This window comes from Pseudomonas sp. LBUM1666, assembly GCF_059695775.1.
Window position 1 is genome coordinate 2,670,566 of sequence record NZ_CP166789.1, and the last position, 17,344, is coordinate 2,687,909.

The window sequence follows — 17,344 nt, forward strand, 5'->3', positions numbered from 1 at the left end:
TTGCCGGATGGGCTGGCCTTCAACCCCTTGTCGTACTGCTCCTGTTTCTTACGGATAAACCCCGTCCATGCTGCGAGTTCGCACCTTGGCCATGGACAGACAACTGCTCTACAGACGGCCGTGGTACGCCGCTTCGAAAATTTCTGCCGCGCCATTTCGGGTCAATGGCAGCGGGTTGCCGCCGGCACAAGGGTCGACAATCGCCATGTCCGCGATCAGGTCGGCCTGCCGATCATCCACCCCCAGCTCAACCAGCGTGTGCGGCACGCCGATGTCCTTGCGCAACTTGAGGACGAAGGCCAGAAAACTGTCGAAGCCGGGAGAGGGCAGACGCAAATAAGCCGCGAGGCGGGTGATGCGTTCCTCGATGGCCGGGCGATTGAATTTCAGGACATAGGGCATGAACGTGGCGTTGGTCATGCCGTGATGGGTGTCGTACAGGGCGCCCACCGGATGTGAGAGGGCGTGCATGCCGCCCAGACCTTTCTGGAAAGCGGTAGCGCCCATCGCGGCAGCCGCGAGCATTTCCGCTCGCGCCTCCAGGTCCGAAGGTGTGTGTACGGCTCGCACCAGGGCATTGGCGACCAGGCGCATGCCTTCCACCGCAATCCCTTCGGCCATGGGGTGAAAACCTGGGGCGCAATACGATTCCAGGCAATGCGCAAACGCATCCATGCCGGTGCCAGCGGTGACCTTGGCCGGCATGCCGACGGTGAGGGCCGGGTCGCTGATGACCACACGCGGCATCATCTTCGGGTGGAAGATGATGCGTTTGGTGAGCGTACGCTCATCGATGATCACTGCCGCACGGCCCACCTCGGAGCCGGTACCCGCCGTGGTCGGCACCGCAATGATCGGGGCGATGCTGCCTTCGTCGGCGCGGGTCCAGTAGTCGCCGATGTCTTCGAAATCCCACACCGGGCGGGTCTGGCCACTCATGAAGGCGATGAGCTTGCCCATGTCCAGGCCACTGCCACCGCCGAAGGCGACCACGCCATCGTGTTTGCCGGCGCGCCAGGCATCGAGCCCGCCAGCGAGGTTGGCTTCGACGGGGTTGGGCTTGAGATCGCAAAACAGCGCGACGCCAAGGCCGGCATCACGCAAGGAATCCAGCGCGGCCGTGGTGATCGGCGCGCGCCCCAGGCCACTGTCGGTGACCAGCAACGGTCGCTGGATACCCTGGCTGCGACAGACCTCGGCCAGCTCGCTGATGCGGCCGACGCCGAAGCGGATGCTCGTGGGGTAGTTCCAGTTCCCGGTCAGGCTCATGGCTCAGATCTCATGGCGCAAATGGAAGGATTTTGCTCGGGTCAGGTTGTCATAGCCCAGGCGCGACAGCGTGACGCCGCGCCCGCTGTTTTTCACCCCGGTCCAGGCCAGGGCCGGGTCCAGGTAATCGCAGCGGTTCATGAACAAGGTGCCGGTGTCGATCTCATTGCCCAAGCGTTCGGCGGCGGCAAGGTCTTGGGTCCAGATGGAAGCGCTGAGCCCGAACTCACTGTCGTTCATCAAGGCGATGGCTTCGTCGTCGCTGGCCACCGGCATGATGCCGACCACGGGACCAAAACTTTCCTCGCGCATCACCGACATCTGATGGGTGACATCCACTAGTACTTGCGGCGCGAGATAGGCGCTGCCCGGTGCGTCGGCAGGAAAATCCTTTGGATCGATCAGCGCCCGAGCGCCCTGTGTCAGCGCGTCGGCGATCTGCCCGCGAACGAATTCAGCGGCGCTCGGTGTCACCAGCGGACCGAGCGTGGTGGCTTCGTCCAGTGGATTACCCAGCACGTATTGGCGGGTCAAAGAAACAAAGCGCTCGACAAACGCCGGATAGATTTTTTCATCGACATAAATGCGCTCGACGGCACAACAGCTCTGCCCGGAGTTGAAGAAGCTGCCATCCACCAGGTTTTCCACTGCATGGTCGAGGTTGGCGTCTGCCCGGACGTAGGCCGGGTCTTTGCCGCCGAGCTCCAGGCCCACGCCGAGGAAACCTCCGACGGCAGCGTGTTCCATGGATTTTCCGGCTTCGACCGAGCCGGTGAAGTTCACTTGCTGCACGCGTCCAGAGGCAATGATCGCTCCGGTATAAACATGACTGAGCAGCAGGTTCTGGAACAGCCCTTCGGGCAGGTGGGCGCGGCGAAAGGCCTCGGCGAACCGTTCACCCACCAGCAACGTTTGCGACGCGTGTTTGAGGATGACGCTGTTGCCCGCCATCAGCGCCGGAATGATCGTATTAACTGCCGTCAAATAGGGGTAATTCCAGGGAGCGACGACCAGGACCGTACCCAGCGGTTCGCGTTTGATGTGCCGTCGGAAACCGGCGACAGGCGTGGGCTCAAGCGCTGCCAAGGCGTCAGGCGCTATGGCGATCATATGGCGGGCACGCTCTTCGAAACCGCGCAGTTCGCCCGCGCCAAAACGCACCGGGCGGCCCATTTGCCAGGCCAGTTCCGGGACGATTTCATCTTTCATGGCCAGCATCGCGTCCACAGCGGCGCTGCAAAAAGCCGCGCGCTCACTCAGGGGCCGACGTTTCCATTGCGCCTGGGCAGCTTCGGCCGCCGCCAGAGCCCGGTCGATTTGCGCCGCATCGGCGCAGCGGCGTTCGGCATAGACCCGGCCATCGACCGGTGAGATGAGTTGAATCGTTGAAGTCATGATGGCGGTCTCAATAGCGCTCAAACCCGCGCTGCAGTTCCCAGTCTGTGATCCGCCGGTCGTACTCTTTCTGCTCCCATTCGGCGGTGTGCACATAGTGGTCGATCACTTCATCGCCGAACGCCTCGCGCAACATGGTCGAGCCCTGAAGTGCGGCACAGGCTTCGCGCAGGGTCTTCGATACTTCAGGCAAGTGTTCGTCGACGTAGGCATCGCCCTCGAAGGGCGGCGCGAGGCTGAGCTTCTCGTCGATACCGGCCAGTCCCGCAGCGATCAAGGCGGCGAAGGCCAGATAAGGGTTGAGGTCGGCGCCGCCAATGCGACATTCGATGCGGATGGATTTGCTGCCTTCTGCGCACAAACGAAAGCCCGCGGTGCGATTGTCCCGACTCCACACCGCTCGGGTCGGGGCAAAGGTGCCGGCCTGAAAGCGCTTGTACGAATTGATGTAGGGCGCGAGAAAACAGGTGATGTCGTTGGCGTATTTGAGCTGCCCGGCCACCCAGGAACGCATCAGTTTCGACATGCCGAACTCCGCCTTGGTGTCGAAGAACAGCGGCTTTTTCGCGTTCTTGTCCCACAGCGAATTGTGGATGTGGCTGCTGGAACCGGCGGCGTCATAGCGCCACTTGGCCATGAACGTGATCGCCTTGCCCTGCAGTTGCGCGATCTCTTTGCAGGCGTGCTTGATGATGACGTGGTGGTCGGCCATGGTCAGGGCATCGGCATAACGGATGTTGATTTCTTCCTGGCCCGGCCCCCATTCACCCTTGGAGTTTTCCACGGGAATGCCGCTGGCCTGCAGATGTTTGCGAATCGCCCGTAGCACCGGCTCTTCGCGGGTGGTCTGCAGGATGTTGTAGTCCTCGATGTAGTGACCGGCCGTCTTTGGCTTGTGGTAGTTGCGCTCGTGGATCGCCTCGTAGCTCTCGTCGAACAGATAAAACTCCAGTTCCGAAGCAAACATGCCGGTGTAGCCGCGCTCGCGCAGTCGCTCGATCTGCTTTTTCAGAATCGCCCGCGGGCTGTGCGGCAGGTCGCGCCGATGGTGATGATCGAGCACATCGCAGAGCACCAGCGCCGTGCACTCAAGCCAGGGCACCCGTCGCAACGTGGCCATGTCGGGTTTGAGCACAAAGTCGCCATAGCCTTTGCTCCAACTGGCCGCGGCGTAACCTGGCACCGGCTCCATGTCGATGTCGTCGGCCAACAGGTAATTGCAGCAGTGGGTTTCTTCATGGCCGCTGTCGATGAAAAACTCGACCTGGAATCGTTTGCCGACCAGTCGGCCTTGCATGTCGACCATGCAGACCAGAACGGTATCGATCTCGCCGGAGGCGGCGGCACGCTTGAGTTGATCAAAACTGAGGAGGGGCTCGGTCATCACGTAGTCCTGCGTGAATTGTTTGGGCCTGTCTGAAATAGCTGTTGCAGACGCTCTCCAGAACAAACCAAAACCTGCAGACGCGAGCATCGTGTGCAATGAGCTGCTGTAAGCGTAGCCTACTGTTGCAGTGTGCAAGTTTCGGAAATTGCAGCCTGATGACTCGGGCGCAAAGGCGAGAACTGATCGCCCTCCAACGCGAGGAAACAAACATGACAAAGAAGAAAGTGCACAACACCTACCAACGTCTCGAACAGCAGTACCCGGATTACTTGGCTGCCGTGGAGGCGTTGGGTACGGCGGTGCGTCATACGGGCCCACTGGAAGAGATCGTTGTCCAGCTGATCCAGCTCGGTGCCGCGGCGGCCATCCGCTCTGAGGGCGCGGTGCACAGTCATACCCGACGGGCACTGGAGGCGGGCGCTACACCAGAGCAGATCCGTCACACGTTGATCTCACTGACCAGCACGATCGGTTTTCCAACCGTCGTTGCGGCCATCAGTTGGGCGGATGATGTGATTGAGACATGAAAGAGCTTGATCCAGCGCCGAAGCATCGTGGCGCCGATACGCCGAGGCTATTTCCCCGAGCCGTTCTGCTTGATATCTCCGCAAAAAATATCGACGTTGCCACTGTCCGGTGCACTTCGCACGATGATGGAGTACTCACCGGAAAGCAGGACCGGCAGTGCGACAGGTGCGCTTCTAGAGAAAGCCCAGCCGCGTATGGCTTGGCGTTCGGTGGTGACATGATCATTCATTGCGTAAGCGACTGGCCCGGGTTGCTGGCAGCTGCCTTTATTGATGAAGGTGAAGAGGCGCAAGGGCAGGGACGCTCCGCTTGGAGCACCACTGATGAAGAAACTGAACCCGGTTTGTTTGCCCCAGTCGGCCAACGTTACATTGCCGATCTGACCGGTGTTTTGCCGTGTGGCAACCAAAGGAACGCTCACGCCATGGTTTGATGAAGTGGTGCAGCCGAAAAGGCTTGCGGTGACCATTAGCGCTGCAAGTGAGTTACTGCGCTTCATTGCCAATCTCCTGCGTTGAAGAACTGCAATGGGAGATTAGCCGGTATAGCTCATTAATCGCCTCCCTGGCGTTGCCTGTTCGAAATTCTCCATTCATGCGGAATCTGGCAACAGTGTTTGTCCAGTGGATCGCTGTTCGAAGGAGGGGTAAACACCTGGCATCGTCTGGTGGGCGCGTACCGCCAACTCTACTTAGCAACAGGCGAGCAACCTCACCATTAAGCCAGGTACCGCCGAAACCACCCCAGCGTCCGGTCCCAGGCCAACTTGGCCGCGGCCTCATCGTATCGAGGCGTGGAGTCGTTATGGAAACCATGGTTGGCGCCGGGGTAAATGTAGGCTTCATACGTCTTGCCCGCGGCTTTCAGTGCCTTCTCATAGGCGGGCCAGCCTTCGTTGATGCGCGTATCCAGTTCACCGTAGTGAAGCATCACCGGCGCCTTGATTCGGGCGACATCCTTGGCCTCTGGCTGGCGACCATAAAAGGACACGCCAGCCCCCAGTTCCGGATAAGCCACGGCCGCCGCATTGACGACGCCACCGCCGTAGCAGAACCCGGTGATGCCGACTTTTCCGCTGGTCGCGTCATGCTTCATCAACCACTCGATGGCAGCGAAAAAGTCGTTCATGAGCTTTTCAGGGTCGACCGTCGCCTGCAGCTCCCGGCCTTTGTCATCGTTGCCGGGATAGCCGCCCACCGACGTCAGACCATCAGGGGCGAGGGCGATGAAGCCTGCCTTGGCCACACGCCGCGCGACGTCTTCGATATATGGGTTGAGCCCGCGATTTTCATGCACGACCACCACCGCCGGCACCTTGCCGGTGGCTTTCGTCGGGCGCACCAGATAGCCACGGACCTGCCCGTTGCCCTTGGGGGATGGATAGGTGATGTATTCGGCAACAATGTCCGGGTCAGTAAATTCAACCTGCTCGGCGAGTGCATAATTTGGGCTCAGGGAGGCGAGGAGCGCGCTGGCGGTCAAACCGCCCAAGGTGAACAACGCCGCTCGATCCAGAAACTCACGCCGGTTGATCTTGCCGTGGGCGTAGTAGTCATACAGTTCGAGCAGTTCCGGAGCAAAGTCTTTCGCAGTGAGACGGGTCATCTGTGCGCTTCCTCTTGGGCGGGGCGGTGAGCGATACCTATCGAGCGTAGCCGCTCACATACAAAGAGGCCTCGAAGACTAATGCCAATCAGTTAAGCCAAAACGCGATCCGTAATTGGATGGACTCGCCCAAGCCGAGGCGTCAATGCGCCACGGTGGCAGTCTAAACAGCCAACGACAGCGAGGGCGAGTCCATGAAAAATCATAGTTCGATTGATCAATCCCTGTCTTCTTCCGATTTGTCGGCCTGCACAACCTTAGCGGTCGATCTGGCCAAGCAGGTCTTTCAGGTCGCCGGTGAAGATGTCCTCGGCCAGGTGCGCTACGAGCAGCGGATTAAGTCGCGCGAGGCGTTTTATGAGTTTCTCCAAAAGATGCCGCCTCATGTCGTGGTTTTGATGGAGACCGGTCCGGGTGCTCAAGCCTGGGCCCGGCAGCTGCAAGACCAAGGCAATCTGGCGCGGATTCTTCCAGCCGGTTTGGTGGCCACACATCGCAGCGGACCTAAAAATGATCGCAACGATGCGCTGGCGATTCTGCGGGCTGGTCGCGATGAAAAAATCTGCGCAGTACCGGTCAAAAGCGTTGCGGCGCTGGCAATGCAGGCGTTGCATCGCGCCCGTCAGGGCTATGTGCGTCGACGCACGGCAGTCAGTAATCAGATGCGCGGCCTGCTGCTCGAGCACGGCGTGGCCTTGGCGCAGGGCGATGTTGCGATCAGCCAGAAAATTCCGCGGGTACTGGAAGATGCTACCCAGCCGGTGCCGGGTCTGCTGCGTGAACTGATCGACGAACTGTTGGCCGAGTGGCGCCATTTGGGCGAGCGCATCAGAGTGCTGACGGGACGCCTGGAAGTGGCCGCCAACGCCGACATGACGGCGAAGCGACTGATGACTGTGCGCGGCATCGGCCCAGTCACTGCCACGGCACTGGTGGCCAAGGAAACCAAGCCTGAGCGATTTCCCAATGCCCGCAAGTTTGCCGCGTACTTTGGCATGGTGCCTGACCAGCACAGCAGCGGGGAGACGGTCCGGCTGGGGGACATGACCAAGCGAGGTGATGTTTATTTACGCAGCCTGATGATCCAGGGAGCCCATGCGGTGCTGCAACAACTACGACCTGATTCCCAGCAACCCGATGACCGCCGCTTGTTGCGCTGGATGAGCCGGCTGGGCCGTAAGGAGGCTGCGATCAGGCTAGCCAACCGTAACCTGCGAATCGTCTGGGTGCTTTTACAGAATGACCAGACTTATCGTCGCCACGCTGGTGATGGCCAGCAAGCGACGATGAGCCACTGAGCGACAGAGTTCTGCCACCGAGGTACTAACTGTCCGCCCCTTTGCTGAAAAAAATTGACCCCAGGTAAGACCGGCGTGGATTGATGCCTAAGCTGCTACTGGCCTTCGAGGCCTGACTGTAATCGGCATACCACGAGCTTTTCCAATTTTGGCCAGAAGCCGAAGACGGCTTCCACGAATAGGCCTGATACATAGATGCAACGGGGCGACGGTTATTCAAAAGCGGGTAGACAGTGGGGGCGAGTCCATACATAGCAGCTGGAGAAGCCTGCGTTCGGCTGCGCAGCAGTCGTAAAACCTGAGTTTGTAGTCTTCCTGAAACACCGCATTGCCTGATTTCACGACTGCTTCGCAGCCGAACGCAGGCTTCGCCAGCTGCTTCGCAGCCGAACGCAGGCTTCGCCAGCTGCTACGGAGTGTGTCGTTCCTTAACTGATCGGCATTAGCCTTGAAGACTGGGTTAAAAACGCGAAGAGGGTGACTCAAGCAAACGGGGCGCCTGCTTTTGGGGTGGGGTAGGCGGGAAAGGGCTTTCAGCCCATCAGTGCCATCAAACAATATGAAACAAATAGCTGGTTGAGTTGTGATGTAACGAAACTATAGAAGTGTTCTGCTTTCCCGCGAGAAAAGTTAATTTTTCTTACGTTGAAAGTTGCTTGCTTAAACCCTCGCCATGGAGGTGCGCAGGGTTCGTTTCACGGAAGCATTGAAAAATGTCCCGTGTTTTTTGAGGTGATAAGGAGCTTCAAGCAATGGCGTTAATAGGTGAGACAACGCAACAAAAATCAAAACGATGGTCAGCCCTAAGCGTGCTAATGCTGCCAGTACTACTGGTGACCGTAGACAATACGGTGCTTGGATTCGCGTTACCAAAGATTGCCGAGGCCCTGAGTCCGAGCGCTAGTCAGCAGTTATGGATGATCGACGCCTATTCCTTGGTATTGGCGGGATTACTGGTGTCGATGGGTAGTCTGGGCGATCGAATGGGTCATCGAAAGTTGTTACTGGCCGGGTCTTTGGGGTTTGTCATTGTGTCGGTGCTGACCGCCTATTCCCATACGGCAATGCAACTGATTGCCGGTCGAGCTTGCATGGGGATTTTCGGTGCGATGTTGATGCCCTCGACGTTGGCATTGATACGTTCGGTGTTTGTGGATCGAGAGGAGCGCAGAGTAGCTGTCGCGATCTGGGCAACAACGCTGACGGTAGGATCAGCGCTCGGTCCTTTGGTCGGTGGAGTTTTGCTGGAGTTTTTCAGCTGGGAGGCGATTTTCCTATTGGCGATACCCGTATTGGTGCCGTTGTTGGTATTGGGACCGGTGTTGTTGCCCGAGTCCGAGAAAGACTGTTCAGGGCCATTGGATCCGCTAAGTATCCTGCAATCGATGGTTGCCCTTAGTGCCATCGTTTACGGCATTAAACACAGCGCCAGTAATGGGGTCGACGGGATGGCACTGACAGCATTTGTAACCGGCATGGTTGCTGGATGGATGTTTGTGCATCGGCAGTTACGTCTGCCTGTGCCGCTGATGGACCTGAGTCTGTCTCGAAGTGGCACCTTTAGCGGCTCCGTACTCATCAATCTGATGAGCCTCGCGTTCCTCGTCGGCTTTGTATTCTTCACCACTCAGTTCTTACAGATCGTTCTTCAGATGTCACCGTTGAATGCCAGCTTTGCGTTAGTACCTGGTCAGATCATGGCGATCGTAGCGGGAATGGCAGTCGTGCCTGTAGCGCGGCGAGTACCGGTGCATGTGCTGGTACCGATTCTGATGGCGTTTGCTGGGGCGGCGTTTTTGTTGGTCGCCAGCATCGGCAGCAGTCTGATCGTTCTGGTGGTGGCTTTTGCCTTGCTGAACATTGGCGTGGGCGCGATCGCGACGGTATCCAACGATGTGATTTTGTCGGCCGCGCCGCCGGAAAAGGCGGGTGCAGCGTCGGCCATTAGTGAAACGGCCTATGAAGTGGGTGTGGTTTTGGGGACGACAGTGCTCGGTGGTCTCGTCACTGCCTACTATCGCGGTGCATTGCAGCTTCCGGGCTTTTTGAGCGAGGTGCAGACGATGCTGGCGAGTGAGACGCTATCGGGTGCCAATCATGTAGCGGTGCAGTTGTCAGGAGATCAAGCACGAGAGCTGATGATGCAGGCGGGAAGTGCATTCGAGGGTGGAATTAATCTGGTTTCGTGGGTGACGTTCGGCTTGGCACTCATGGCGATTTTAATTGCCTGGCGCGCTCTGCGGATACCGAAGACGACGCTTGCTGAAGGGCAGTGATCGAAAACGAACGTCGGGCCGTTTGCCACATGGCCCGACTGTTTCAGTGCTCGCAGTTACCAAGCAGGTTCCAGGTGTCACCCTGTCTGCTCAGCCTCTGTTGTTCCCTCTATTTACGTCCTCGACTGTTTGAACGCGCGCCGGAATTTATGCAGCAGCGGTTCGGTATAACCATTGGGTTGTGCGCAGCCCTCGAACACCAGTGCGCAGGCCGCTTGAAACGCAACTGACTGCTCGAAGTCCGGCGCCATCGGTGTGTAGATCGGATCACCGGCGTTTTGCTCATCGACGACCCGCGCCATGCGCTGCAAAATCTCGACGGTCTGGTCCTGGGTGATCACCCCGTGTCGCAGCCAGTTGGCCATGTGTTGGCTGGATATGCGCAAGGTCGCGCGATCTTCCATCAACCCCACGTTATGGATGTCGGGCACCTTCGAGCAGCCAATGCCTTGTTCGACCCAACGCACCACATACCCCAGCAAGCCTTGCGCATTGTTTTCGACTTCCTGACGAATCTCATCGGCCGACCAGGATGGGAGGGTGACGACCGGCACGCTGAGCAAGCCGTCCAGAAGTGCCGGGCTGGCGCCACCGAAGTCCGTTGTTTCAAGGGACTCCTGCACCGAGCGCACGTTGACCTGATGGTAATGCAGCGCGTGCAAGGTGGCGGCGGTCGGCGAGGGCACCCACGCGGTATTCGCGCCCGCTTTTGGGTGGGCGATTTTTTGCTTGAGCATATCGGCCATTCGGTCCGGCATGGCCCACATGCCTTTGCCGATCTGCGCCCGCCCACGCAATCCACAGTCCAGACCGACGAGCACGTTGTTGCGCTCGTAGGCTTCGATCCACGCGGTGTTTTTCATGTCACCCTTGCGCAGCATCGCGCCCGCTTCCATGGCGGTGTGCATCTCGTCGCCGGTGCGATCCAGGAAACCAGTGTTGATGAACGCGACCCGTGAGGAGGCTGCCGCGATGCAGGCTTTGAGGTTGACGCTGGTGCGCCGCTCCTCGTCCATGATGCCCATTTTCAGGGTATGGCGTTTGAGCTGGAGCAGGTCTTCGATGCGGCTGAACAATTGCTCGGCGAAGGCCACTTCGGCGGGGCCGTGCATTTTCGGTTTGACGATGTAGACACTGCCGGCCCGGGAGTTGCCGCGACGTTGCAGGTCATGCAGGGCAATCAGGCTGGTGATGACGCCGTCGAGAATGCCTTCCGGGATTTCCAGTCCATCCTTGTCGAGAATCGCCGGGCTGGTCATCAGGTGTCCGACGTTGCGGATGAACAGCAACGAACGCCCGTGCAGCGACAGTGAACGGCCATCGGCGCCAGTGTATTCGCGGTCCGGGTTCAGCCGTCGTGTGATGGTTTTACCGTTTTTCTCCAGGTCCTCTTTCAGGTCGCCCTTCATCAAACCCAGCCAGTTGCGGTACACCTGCACCTTGTCATCGGCGTCGACCGCCGCGACCGAGTCTTCACAATCAATGATGGTCGAGAGGGCCGCCTCAATCAGCAGGTCCTTGACCCCGGCGGCGTCAACCTGGCCGATCACACTCTGGCGATCGATCTGAATCTCGACGTGCAGATCGTTGTTTTTCAGCAGGATGGCCGTGGGGTCGGTGAGCGAACCTTGGTAGCCGATGTATTGCGCGGCGTTCGATAAACCGGTTTGGCTGCCGTCTTTCAAGGTGGCTTCCAGTGTGCCGTTGTCGATCCGGTAGCGCGTCACCTCGGCATGGGAACCGCTGCTCAAGGGGAATGCCTGATCCAGGAAGCCACGGGCAAAAGCGATGACTTTCGCCCCACGCACCGGATTGTATGTCCGGCCCGGTTCGGCGCCGCCGTCATTGGAAATCACATCGGTACCGTACAGCGCGTCGTACAGCGAACCCCAGCGCGCATTCGCGGCATTCAGCGCATAACGCGCGTTGACGGCCGGGACGACCAGTTGTGGTCCGGCCTGCACACTGATTTCCGTATCGACGTTGGCGGTGCTGACCTTGACGTCTGCGGGTTGCGGTTGCAGGTAACCAATACCGCTCAGGAAGCTGCGATAAGCCGGCATGTCGTTGACCGGTCCAGGGTGTGAACGGTGCCAGGTGTCCAGTTCGGTTTGCAGGCGATCACGTTCAGCCAGCAGCGCGCGGTTGATAGGTGCCAGTTCATGCACCAGTGCGGCGAAACCACCCCAGAACGCTTGAGGGTCCAGGCCGGTTCCCGGCAGCACGTCCAGATCAACGAAACGTTGCAAGACAGGCGCGACCTTGAGGCCTTGGCAGTTCACGAAATCGGTCACTTTTTGCATCTCCATCTCACAGTGTTATCGAGCGCTAAACCGCGCCCGGCTCAATTCAGTTCAGGCATTGCGCGCCGGCCTTGGCCACTTGTGCATCCTGCTCGGCTTTGACACCGGACACCCCGACCGCGCCGATCACCTGGCCGTCGACGATGATCGGCACGCCGCCCTCAAGGGACGTCAGTAATGGCGCCGACAAAAAGGCATGACGCCCGCCATTGACCATCTCTTCATAACCTTTGGATTCGCGCCGACCGAGGGCCGAGGTGCGAGCCTTTTCGGTGGCGATGTAGGCGCCAATCGGAGCGCAACCGTCGAGGCGCTCGAGGGCCAGGGGATGGCCGCCGTCATCGACAATCACGATGGTCACGGCCCATTGATTGTTCTGCGCTTCGGTGCGTGCAGCTGCAAGGATTTGGCTGACTTCGGTCTGGCTCAGTACGGCTTTGCTTTTCATGGGGGTTCTCCAGTACTTGGTTAGGGCAAGGCGGCTTCGACCAGTTCGATCCAGTGCCTGACAGGGGTTCGGCCCGCACCGTCAAGGTGGGACTGACAGCCGATATTGGCCGTGACAATGACTTCGGGATGTCCGCTTTCCAGCGCATTGAGCTTGTTGTCGCGCAGTTGCCGGGACAGTTCGGGTTGGGTCAGCGAATAAGTGCCGGCCGAGCCGCAACACAGGTGACTGTCGGCAACAGGCGTGAGGTTGAAGCCCAGACTCGTCAGAATCGCTTCCACCGCACCGCCCAGTTTCTGCGCGTGCTGCAAGGTGCAGGGGCAGTGGAAGGCCAGGCGCTGGGCGCTGTGGACACCGAGCTTTTCCAGCGGCTCATCGCGCAGCACTTCGACCAGATCCTTGGCCAGCGCACTGACCTTTTTCGCTTTCTCGGCATAAGCCGGGTCGGTGCTGAGCAGGTGACCATAGTCTTTGATGAAGGCACCGCAACCGCTAGCGGTTTGCACGATGGCCTCGGCACCGTTTTCAATGCTCGGCCACCACGCATCGATATTGCGCCGGGCGCGATCCAGGCCGGCCGCCTGAGCGTCGAGGTGATAATCCACGGCGCCGCAGCAACCGGCTTCGCGAGCAGTCGTCACACTGATCCCCAGTCGATCCAGTACGCGCGCGGCGGCCGCGTTGGTATTGGGCGACAGGCTCGGTTGCACGCAGCCTTCAAGCATCAGCACCTGCCGGGTGTGGCGCGTGACCGGGCGCGGCTTGGCCGGATAGATGTGGCGAGGCAACTTTATCTGCAAGGTGTTGGGCAACAACGCCCGAAACACCTGACCGCTGCTGACCAGCCCTTTGAACAGCGTCGGATTGGGTACGACGCTGCGCAATCCCTCGCGTAACAAGCGCTGACCGAGCGGGCGCGGCACCGCCGCATCGACCACGGCCCGGCCGATGTCCAGCAAGTTGTGGTAATCGACGCCGGAAGGGCAGGTGGTTTCGCAGTTACGACACGACAGGCATCGATCCAGGTGCTGTTGGGTCTTCTGCGTGACCTCGTTGCCCTCCAGAACCTGCTTGATCAGGTAGATGCGCCCCCGCGGTCCGTCCAGTTCATCGCCCAGCAATTGATAGGTCGGGCAGGTGGCATTGCAGAAACCGCAGTGCACGCAGGTGCGCAGGATGCTTTCGGCTTCTTCGGCGCGGGGTAGTTGACGGGCATGTTCGCTCAAGGTGGTCTGCATGGGTCAAAGCTCCGCGTACAGGCGCCCGGGGTTGAAGATGCCCCGGGGGTCGAGTTGTTGCTTCAAGTTCCGGTGGTAACGCATCAATGCGTCAGGCAACGGTTGGAACGGGCTGTCGATCAGGCCATGGGTGTAGCAAGTCACATGGCCGCCGACTTCTTCCACGATCGATCGAATGAACGTTGCCTCCGCATCAGATTTGAGCCAGCGCTGCGCACCGCCCCAATCGAGCAGCTGACGGCCAGGCAGGGAAAGCCGAGGCGTGTTGTGAGGGACGGACAGGCGCCAAAGTGCCTGGTCCTCATCGAAGAAGCTCAATCGATGTTCGTTGAGATCATCCCAATACGAAGCGTCCAGCAACTCGCCGCCGAGCCGGTCATGAGCCGCCGCCACCGAGCCTTCGCCACCTTCAAGCCGCAGGTGCAGGCGCTGCCCATCGTGGCACGCGGCGCTGATCGGCAGCGGCTGTTGCCCCCATTCGGCGAGGCGCAGCAACGCGCGATCGCTGTCCATTTCAAGGCCGATGCTTAAGGTTTGACGCGGCTTGGGCAGGACCTTGAGTGAGACTTCGGTGACCACGCCCAGCGAGCCGTAGCTGCCGGCCATCAAGCGCGACAGGTCGTAGCCAGCGACGTTTTTCATGACTTCGCCACCGAAGCGCAAATGCTTGCCATGACCGGTGATGACCCGTGTCCCGAGGACGAAGTCTCTGACGGACCCAGACCAGGGACGCCGTGGTCCCGACAGCCCGCTGGCGATCATGCCCCCGACAGTCGCGCCGTCGCCGAAGGAGGGCGGTTCGCAGGGCAACATTTGCTGCGCTGCGTCCAACACTTCAGCCAGTTCTGCCAACGGGGTGCCGCAGCGGACGGTGATCACCAGCTCGGTCGGGTCGTAGCTGACGATGCCTCGGTGGCTGCGGGTGTCGAGCACTTCGCCCGCCACAATGCGCCCAAGAAACGCCTTGCTGTTGGCACCTTGAATGCGCAACGGCGTGGCGTTTTGTAGCGCCTGGTTGACCTGCTCGAGCAGTGCGCCGCTGTCGTCGATATCGTGTTCGCTGGGCATCAGAAACGCTCCAGTTCAGGGAAGGGCAGCTGACCCATGTGAACGTGCATGGCGCCGAACTCGGCGCAGCGGTGCAACGTCGGAATGTTCTTGCCGGGGTTGAGCAGGCCACTCGGATCGAAGGCGGCTTTGACGGCATGGAACAGGGTCAACTCATCGCTATTGAACTGCGCGCACATCTGATTGATTTTCTCCCGGCCCACGCCGTGTTCACCGGTAATGCTGCCACCGACCTTCACGCACAATTCGAGGATCTTGCCGCCCAGGGCTTCGGCGCGATCGAGTTCGCCCGGTTGGTTGGCATCGAACAGAATCAGCGGGTGCATGTTGCCGTCACCGGCGTGGAAAACGTTGGCCACCCGCAGGTCGTACTCGGCCGACAACGCGGCGATCGCGTGCAGCACGCCGGGTAGCTCGCGGCGCGGAATCGTCCCGTCCATGCAGTAATAATCCGGTGAGAGACGGCCCACCGCCGGAAAGGCATTCTTGCGTCCGGCCCAGAAGCGCACGCGTTCGGCTTCATCGCGGGCCTGGCGCACTTCGGTGGCGCCGGCCTGTTCCAGCACCTGGCGCACGCGGTCGCAGTCATCATGGACGTCGGCTTCAACGCCATCGAGCTCACACAGCAGAATGGCTTCGGCATCGACCGGATAGCCGGCGTGGATGAAGTCTTCGGCGGCGCGAATGGCCAGGTTGTCCATCATTTCCAAACCGCCCGGGATGATGCCGGCGGCAATAATGTCACCCACCGCGCGGCCAGCCTTCTCGACGGAATCGAACGCCGCCAGCAGCACTTTGGCGGTCTGGGGTTTGGGCAGCAGTTTGACCGTGACCTCGGTGATGACACCGAGCATGCCTTCGGACCCGGTGAACAACGCCAGCAGATCGAAGCCCGGAGAATCGAGCGCCTGAGAACCCAGGGTCAGGTGTTCGCCGTCGACGGTGAGGATGTCGACCTTGAGCAGGTTGTGCACGGTCAGCCCGTACTTCAGGCAATGCACGCCACCGGCGTTTTCCGCCACATTACCGCCGATTGAACAAGCGATCTGCGAGGAAGGGTCCGGCGCGTAATACAAACCAAACGGCGCTGCCGCCTGGGAAATCGCCAGGTTGCGCACCCCCGGCTGAACCCGAGCCGTGCGGGCGGCGGGGTCGATGTGCAGAATAGAATTGAAACGAGCCATCACCAGCAGCACGCCTTTTTCCAGCGGCAATGCACCGCCGGACAAACCCGTGCCGGCGCCGCGGGCAACCACCGCGACCTGCCGCTCATGGCAGAGTCGAAGCACGCCTTGCACCTCGTCGATGTGGCGCGGCAGCACTACCAGCATGGGCGTGGTGCGGTAAGCAGAAAGTCCGTCGCATTCGTACGGTTTGAGCTCTTCCTGTTGATGCAGGACTTCCAGATCCGGCCATTGCGTTTGCAGGGCCTGCAGCAAGGCAGCTCTGTCGACATCAGGCAGGACGCCGTCGACGCGTTCATCGTAAAGAATGTTCATAGTCGGTTGATGACCCTCAGTTGTTTTTATAGGAGGTCTGTGTCCGTTTACCACTGACTTGCATCATTGGCCTGAGGCGTTCTACTGTCTATGTGTTGTTTGGCTGGTCGAACCAGTTTTTTATTCGGTAGTTTTTTATTGGTTAAAAAAAACGTTTTTAAAACATCAGCTTATGTTTGTGTTTGAACATTTGTGTATTTGGCAGTGAAACTGGTCATACCAGCTGGAGAGTCGATGAACAGCGCCGAAACGAGCCGTAATCCACAAGTCGCCGACGTGGTCTGTGAACGCATAGAACGGCTGATCGTGGACGGGGTACTCAAGACCGGGCAACTGTTGCCGTCGGAGCGTCGTCTGACCGAAAAACTCGGCGTTTCCCGCACCGCACTTCGCGAGGGCCTGAAGCTGTTGCGCGCGCGCGGGATTATCAGGACGGAGCAGGGCAAAGGTTCATTTGTAGCCGACCTTTCGGGTCAAGGTGCAGCGTCACCGCTGATGCACTTGTTTAGCTCACAACCCCGCACGCTCTACGATTTGTTCGAAGTCCGCAGCCTGCTCGAAGGCGAGTCCGCACGTCTGGCGGCGTTGCGCGGAACCGACGCCGACTTTGTCCTCATCACCCGCAGCTACGAGGCATTGCTCAATGCTCATAGCCGTTCGCTGGAGGCGTCCGAACACGCCCGGCTCGACCATGCGTTTCACCTGGCGATTTGCGAAGCCTCGCACAACCCGGTGCTGGTGCAGACCTTGCGCTCGCTGACGGACTTACTGCTCAACACGGTGTTTGCCTCGGTCAACAACCTTTATCACCGCGAACCGCAAAAGCGTCAGATCGACCGTCAACATGCGCGGCTCTACAACGCCGTCACCGGCCGTATGCCGGAACAGGCACGCAAGGCGGCCATCGCTCACATCCAGAGCATCTGCGAGAACCTCAAGGAAATCGAAAGCGAGGAACAACGTCTGGTTAGGGCTACGTTGCGACTTGAGGGGTGGGCGTAAGGCCCGGGCGGTGAGCCCGGGCTACGTC

14 protein-coding genes are annotated in these 17,344 nt (G+C 59.7%); 4 read left to right on the plus strand and 10 right to left on the minus strand.

Going from position 1 to position 17,344, the window contains the following annotated elements:
- Positions 1 to 108 precede the first annotated feature (108 nt).
- Genes ACA056_RS12200 through ACA056_RS12210 form a run of 3 tightly spaced genes read right to left on the minus strand, consistent with a single transcriptional unit; the run spans position 109 to position 4,048 of the window.
- Positions 109 to 1,269: an iron-containing alcohol dehydrogenase gene (locus ACA056_RS12200; RefSeq protein WP_497273024.1), complete on the minus strand. Its 1,161-nt coding sequence runs from the start codon at positions 1,267 to 1,269 to the stop codon at positions 109 to 111.
- A gap of 3 nt (positions 1,270 to 1,272) precedes the next feature.
- On the minus strand, positions 1,273 to 2,664 hold the full coding sequence (locus ACA056_RS12205; protein ID WP_497273026.1) for an aldehyde dehydrogenase family protein: 1,392 nt from the start codon (positions 2,662 to 2,664) through the stop codon (positions 1,273 to 1,275).
- A gap of 10 nt (positions 2,665 to 2,674) precedes the next feature.
- Entirely contained in the window at positions 2,675 to 4,048 is a 1,374-nt protein-coding gene (locus ACA056_RS12210) for a glutamine synthetase family protein (RefSeq protein ID WP_497273028.1), read from the minus strand.
- Between the two features lie 212 nt (positions 4,049 to 4,260).
- Between ACA056_RS12210 and ACA056_RS12215 the strand changes: the two genes are divergently transcribed.
- Positions 4,261 to 4,578 carry a carboxymuconolactone decarboxylase family protein gene (locus ACA056_RS12215; RefSeq protein ID WP_033056561.1) on the plus strand — a complete coding sequence of 106 codons (318 nt, stop codon included), beginning with the start codon at positions 4,261 to 4,263 and terminating at the stop codon, positions 4,576 to 4,578.
- A gap of 47 nt (positions 4,579 to 4,625) precedes the next feature.
- On the opposite strand, the gene ACA056_RS12220 is transcribed toward ACA056_RS12215, so the two are convergent.
- Both ACA056_RS12220 and yghX read right to left on the minus strand, forming a co-directional pair.
- Positions 4,626 to 5,078, minus strand: a complete 453-nt coding sequence (locus ACA056_RS12220; RefSeq protein WP_497273030.1) for a hypothetical protein — start codon at positions 5,076 to 5,078, stop codon at positions 4,626 to 4,628.
- A 218-nt stretch (positions 5,079 to 5,296) separates the two neighbouring features.
- Positions 5,297 to 6,184: a YghX family hydrolase gene (gene yghX / locus ACA056_RS12225; RefSeq protein WP_497273032.1), complete on the minus strand. Its 888-nt coding sequence runs from the start codon at positions 6,182 to 6,184 to the stop codon at positions 5,297 to 5,299.
- A gap of 239 nt (positions 6,185 to 6,423) precedes the next feature.
- Here yghX and ACA056_RS12230 point away from each other — a divergent pair, with 239 nt between their 5' ends.
- A complete protein-coding gene (locus tag ACA056_RS12230) occupies positions 6,424 to 7,482 on the plus strand; it encodes an IS110 family RNA-guided transposase (RefSeq protein ID WP_497273530.1) in 1,059 nt (352 codons plus the stop codon).
- Between the two features lie 752 nt (positions 7,483 to 8,234).
- Entirely contained in the window at positions 8,235 to 9,758 is a 1,524-nt protein-coding gene (locus ACA056_RS12235) for an MFS transporter (RefSeq protein WP_497273034.1), read from the plus strand.
- A 113-nt stretch (positions 9,759 to 9,871) separates the two neighbouring features.
- Here ACA056_RS12235 and ACA056_RS12240 read toward each other — a convergent pair whose 3' ends face one another.
- From ACA056_RS12240 to glcD, 5 genes are read right to left on the minus strand one after another with little or no spacing between them, the layout of a single operon-like run.
- Entirely contained in the window at positions 9,872 to 12,052 is a 2,181-nt protein-coding gene (locus tag ACA056_RS12240) for a malate synthase G (protein WP_497273036.1), read from the minus strand.
- 55 nt (positions 12,053 to 12,107) lie between these two features.
- The gene (locus tag ACA056_RS12245; RefSeq protein ID WP_008157093.1) at positions 12,108 to 12,509 is read right to left on the minus strand and encodes a heme-binding protein; all 402 of its coding nucleotides are present in this window, start codon (positions 12,507 to 12,509) and stop codon (positions 12,108 to 12,110) included.
- 20 nt (positions 12,510 to 12,529) lie between these two features.
- The gene (gene glcF, locus ACA056_RS12250) at positions 12,530 to 13,747 is read right to left on the minus strand and encodes a glycolate oxidase subunit GlcF (protein WP_497273038.1); all 1,218 of its coding nucleotides are present in this window, start codon (positions 13,745 to 13,747) and stop codon (positions 12,530 to 12,532) included.
- A gap of 3 nt (positions 13,748 to 13,750) precedes the next feature.
- Positions 13,751 to 14,815 carry a glycolate oxidase subunit GlcE gene (glcE, locus tag ACA056_RS12255; protein WP_497273040.1) on the minus strand — a complete coding sequence of 355 codons (1,065 nt, stop codon included), beginning with the start codon at positions 14,813 to 14,815 and terminating at the stop codon, positions 13,751 to 13,753.
- The gene (glcD, locus tag ACA056_RS12260) at positions 14,815 to 16,314 is read right to left on the minus strand and encodes a glycolate oxidase subunit GlcD (RefSeq protein ID WP_497273042.1); all 1,500 of its coding nucleotides are present in this window, start codon (positions 16,312 to 16,314) and stop codon (positions 14,815 to 14,817) included. Before glcD ends, glcE begins: the two co-directional genes overlap by 1 nt.
- Positions 16,315 to 16,548: 234 nt before the next feature.
- Between glcD and glcC the strand changes: the two genes are divergently transcribed.
- On the plus strand, positions 16,549 to 17,316 hold the full coding sequence (glcC, locus tag ACA056_RS12265) for a transcriptional regulator GlcC (RefSeq protein ID WP_497273044.1): 768 nt from the start codon (positions 16,549 to 16,551) through the stop codon (positions 17,314 to 17,316).
- Positions 17,317 to 17,344 lie beyond the last annotated feature (28 nt).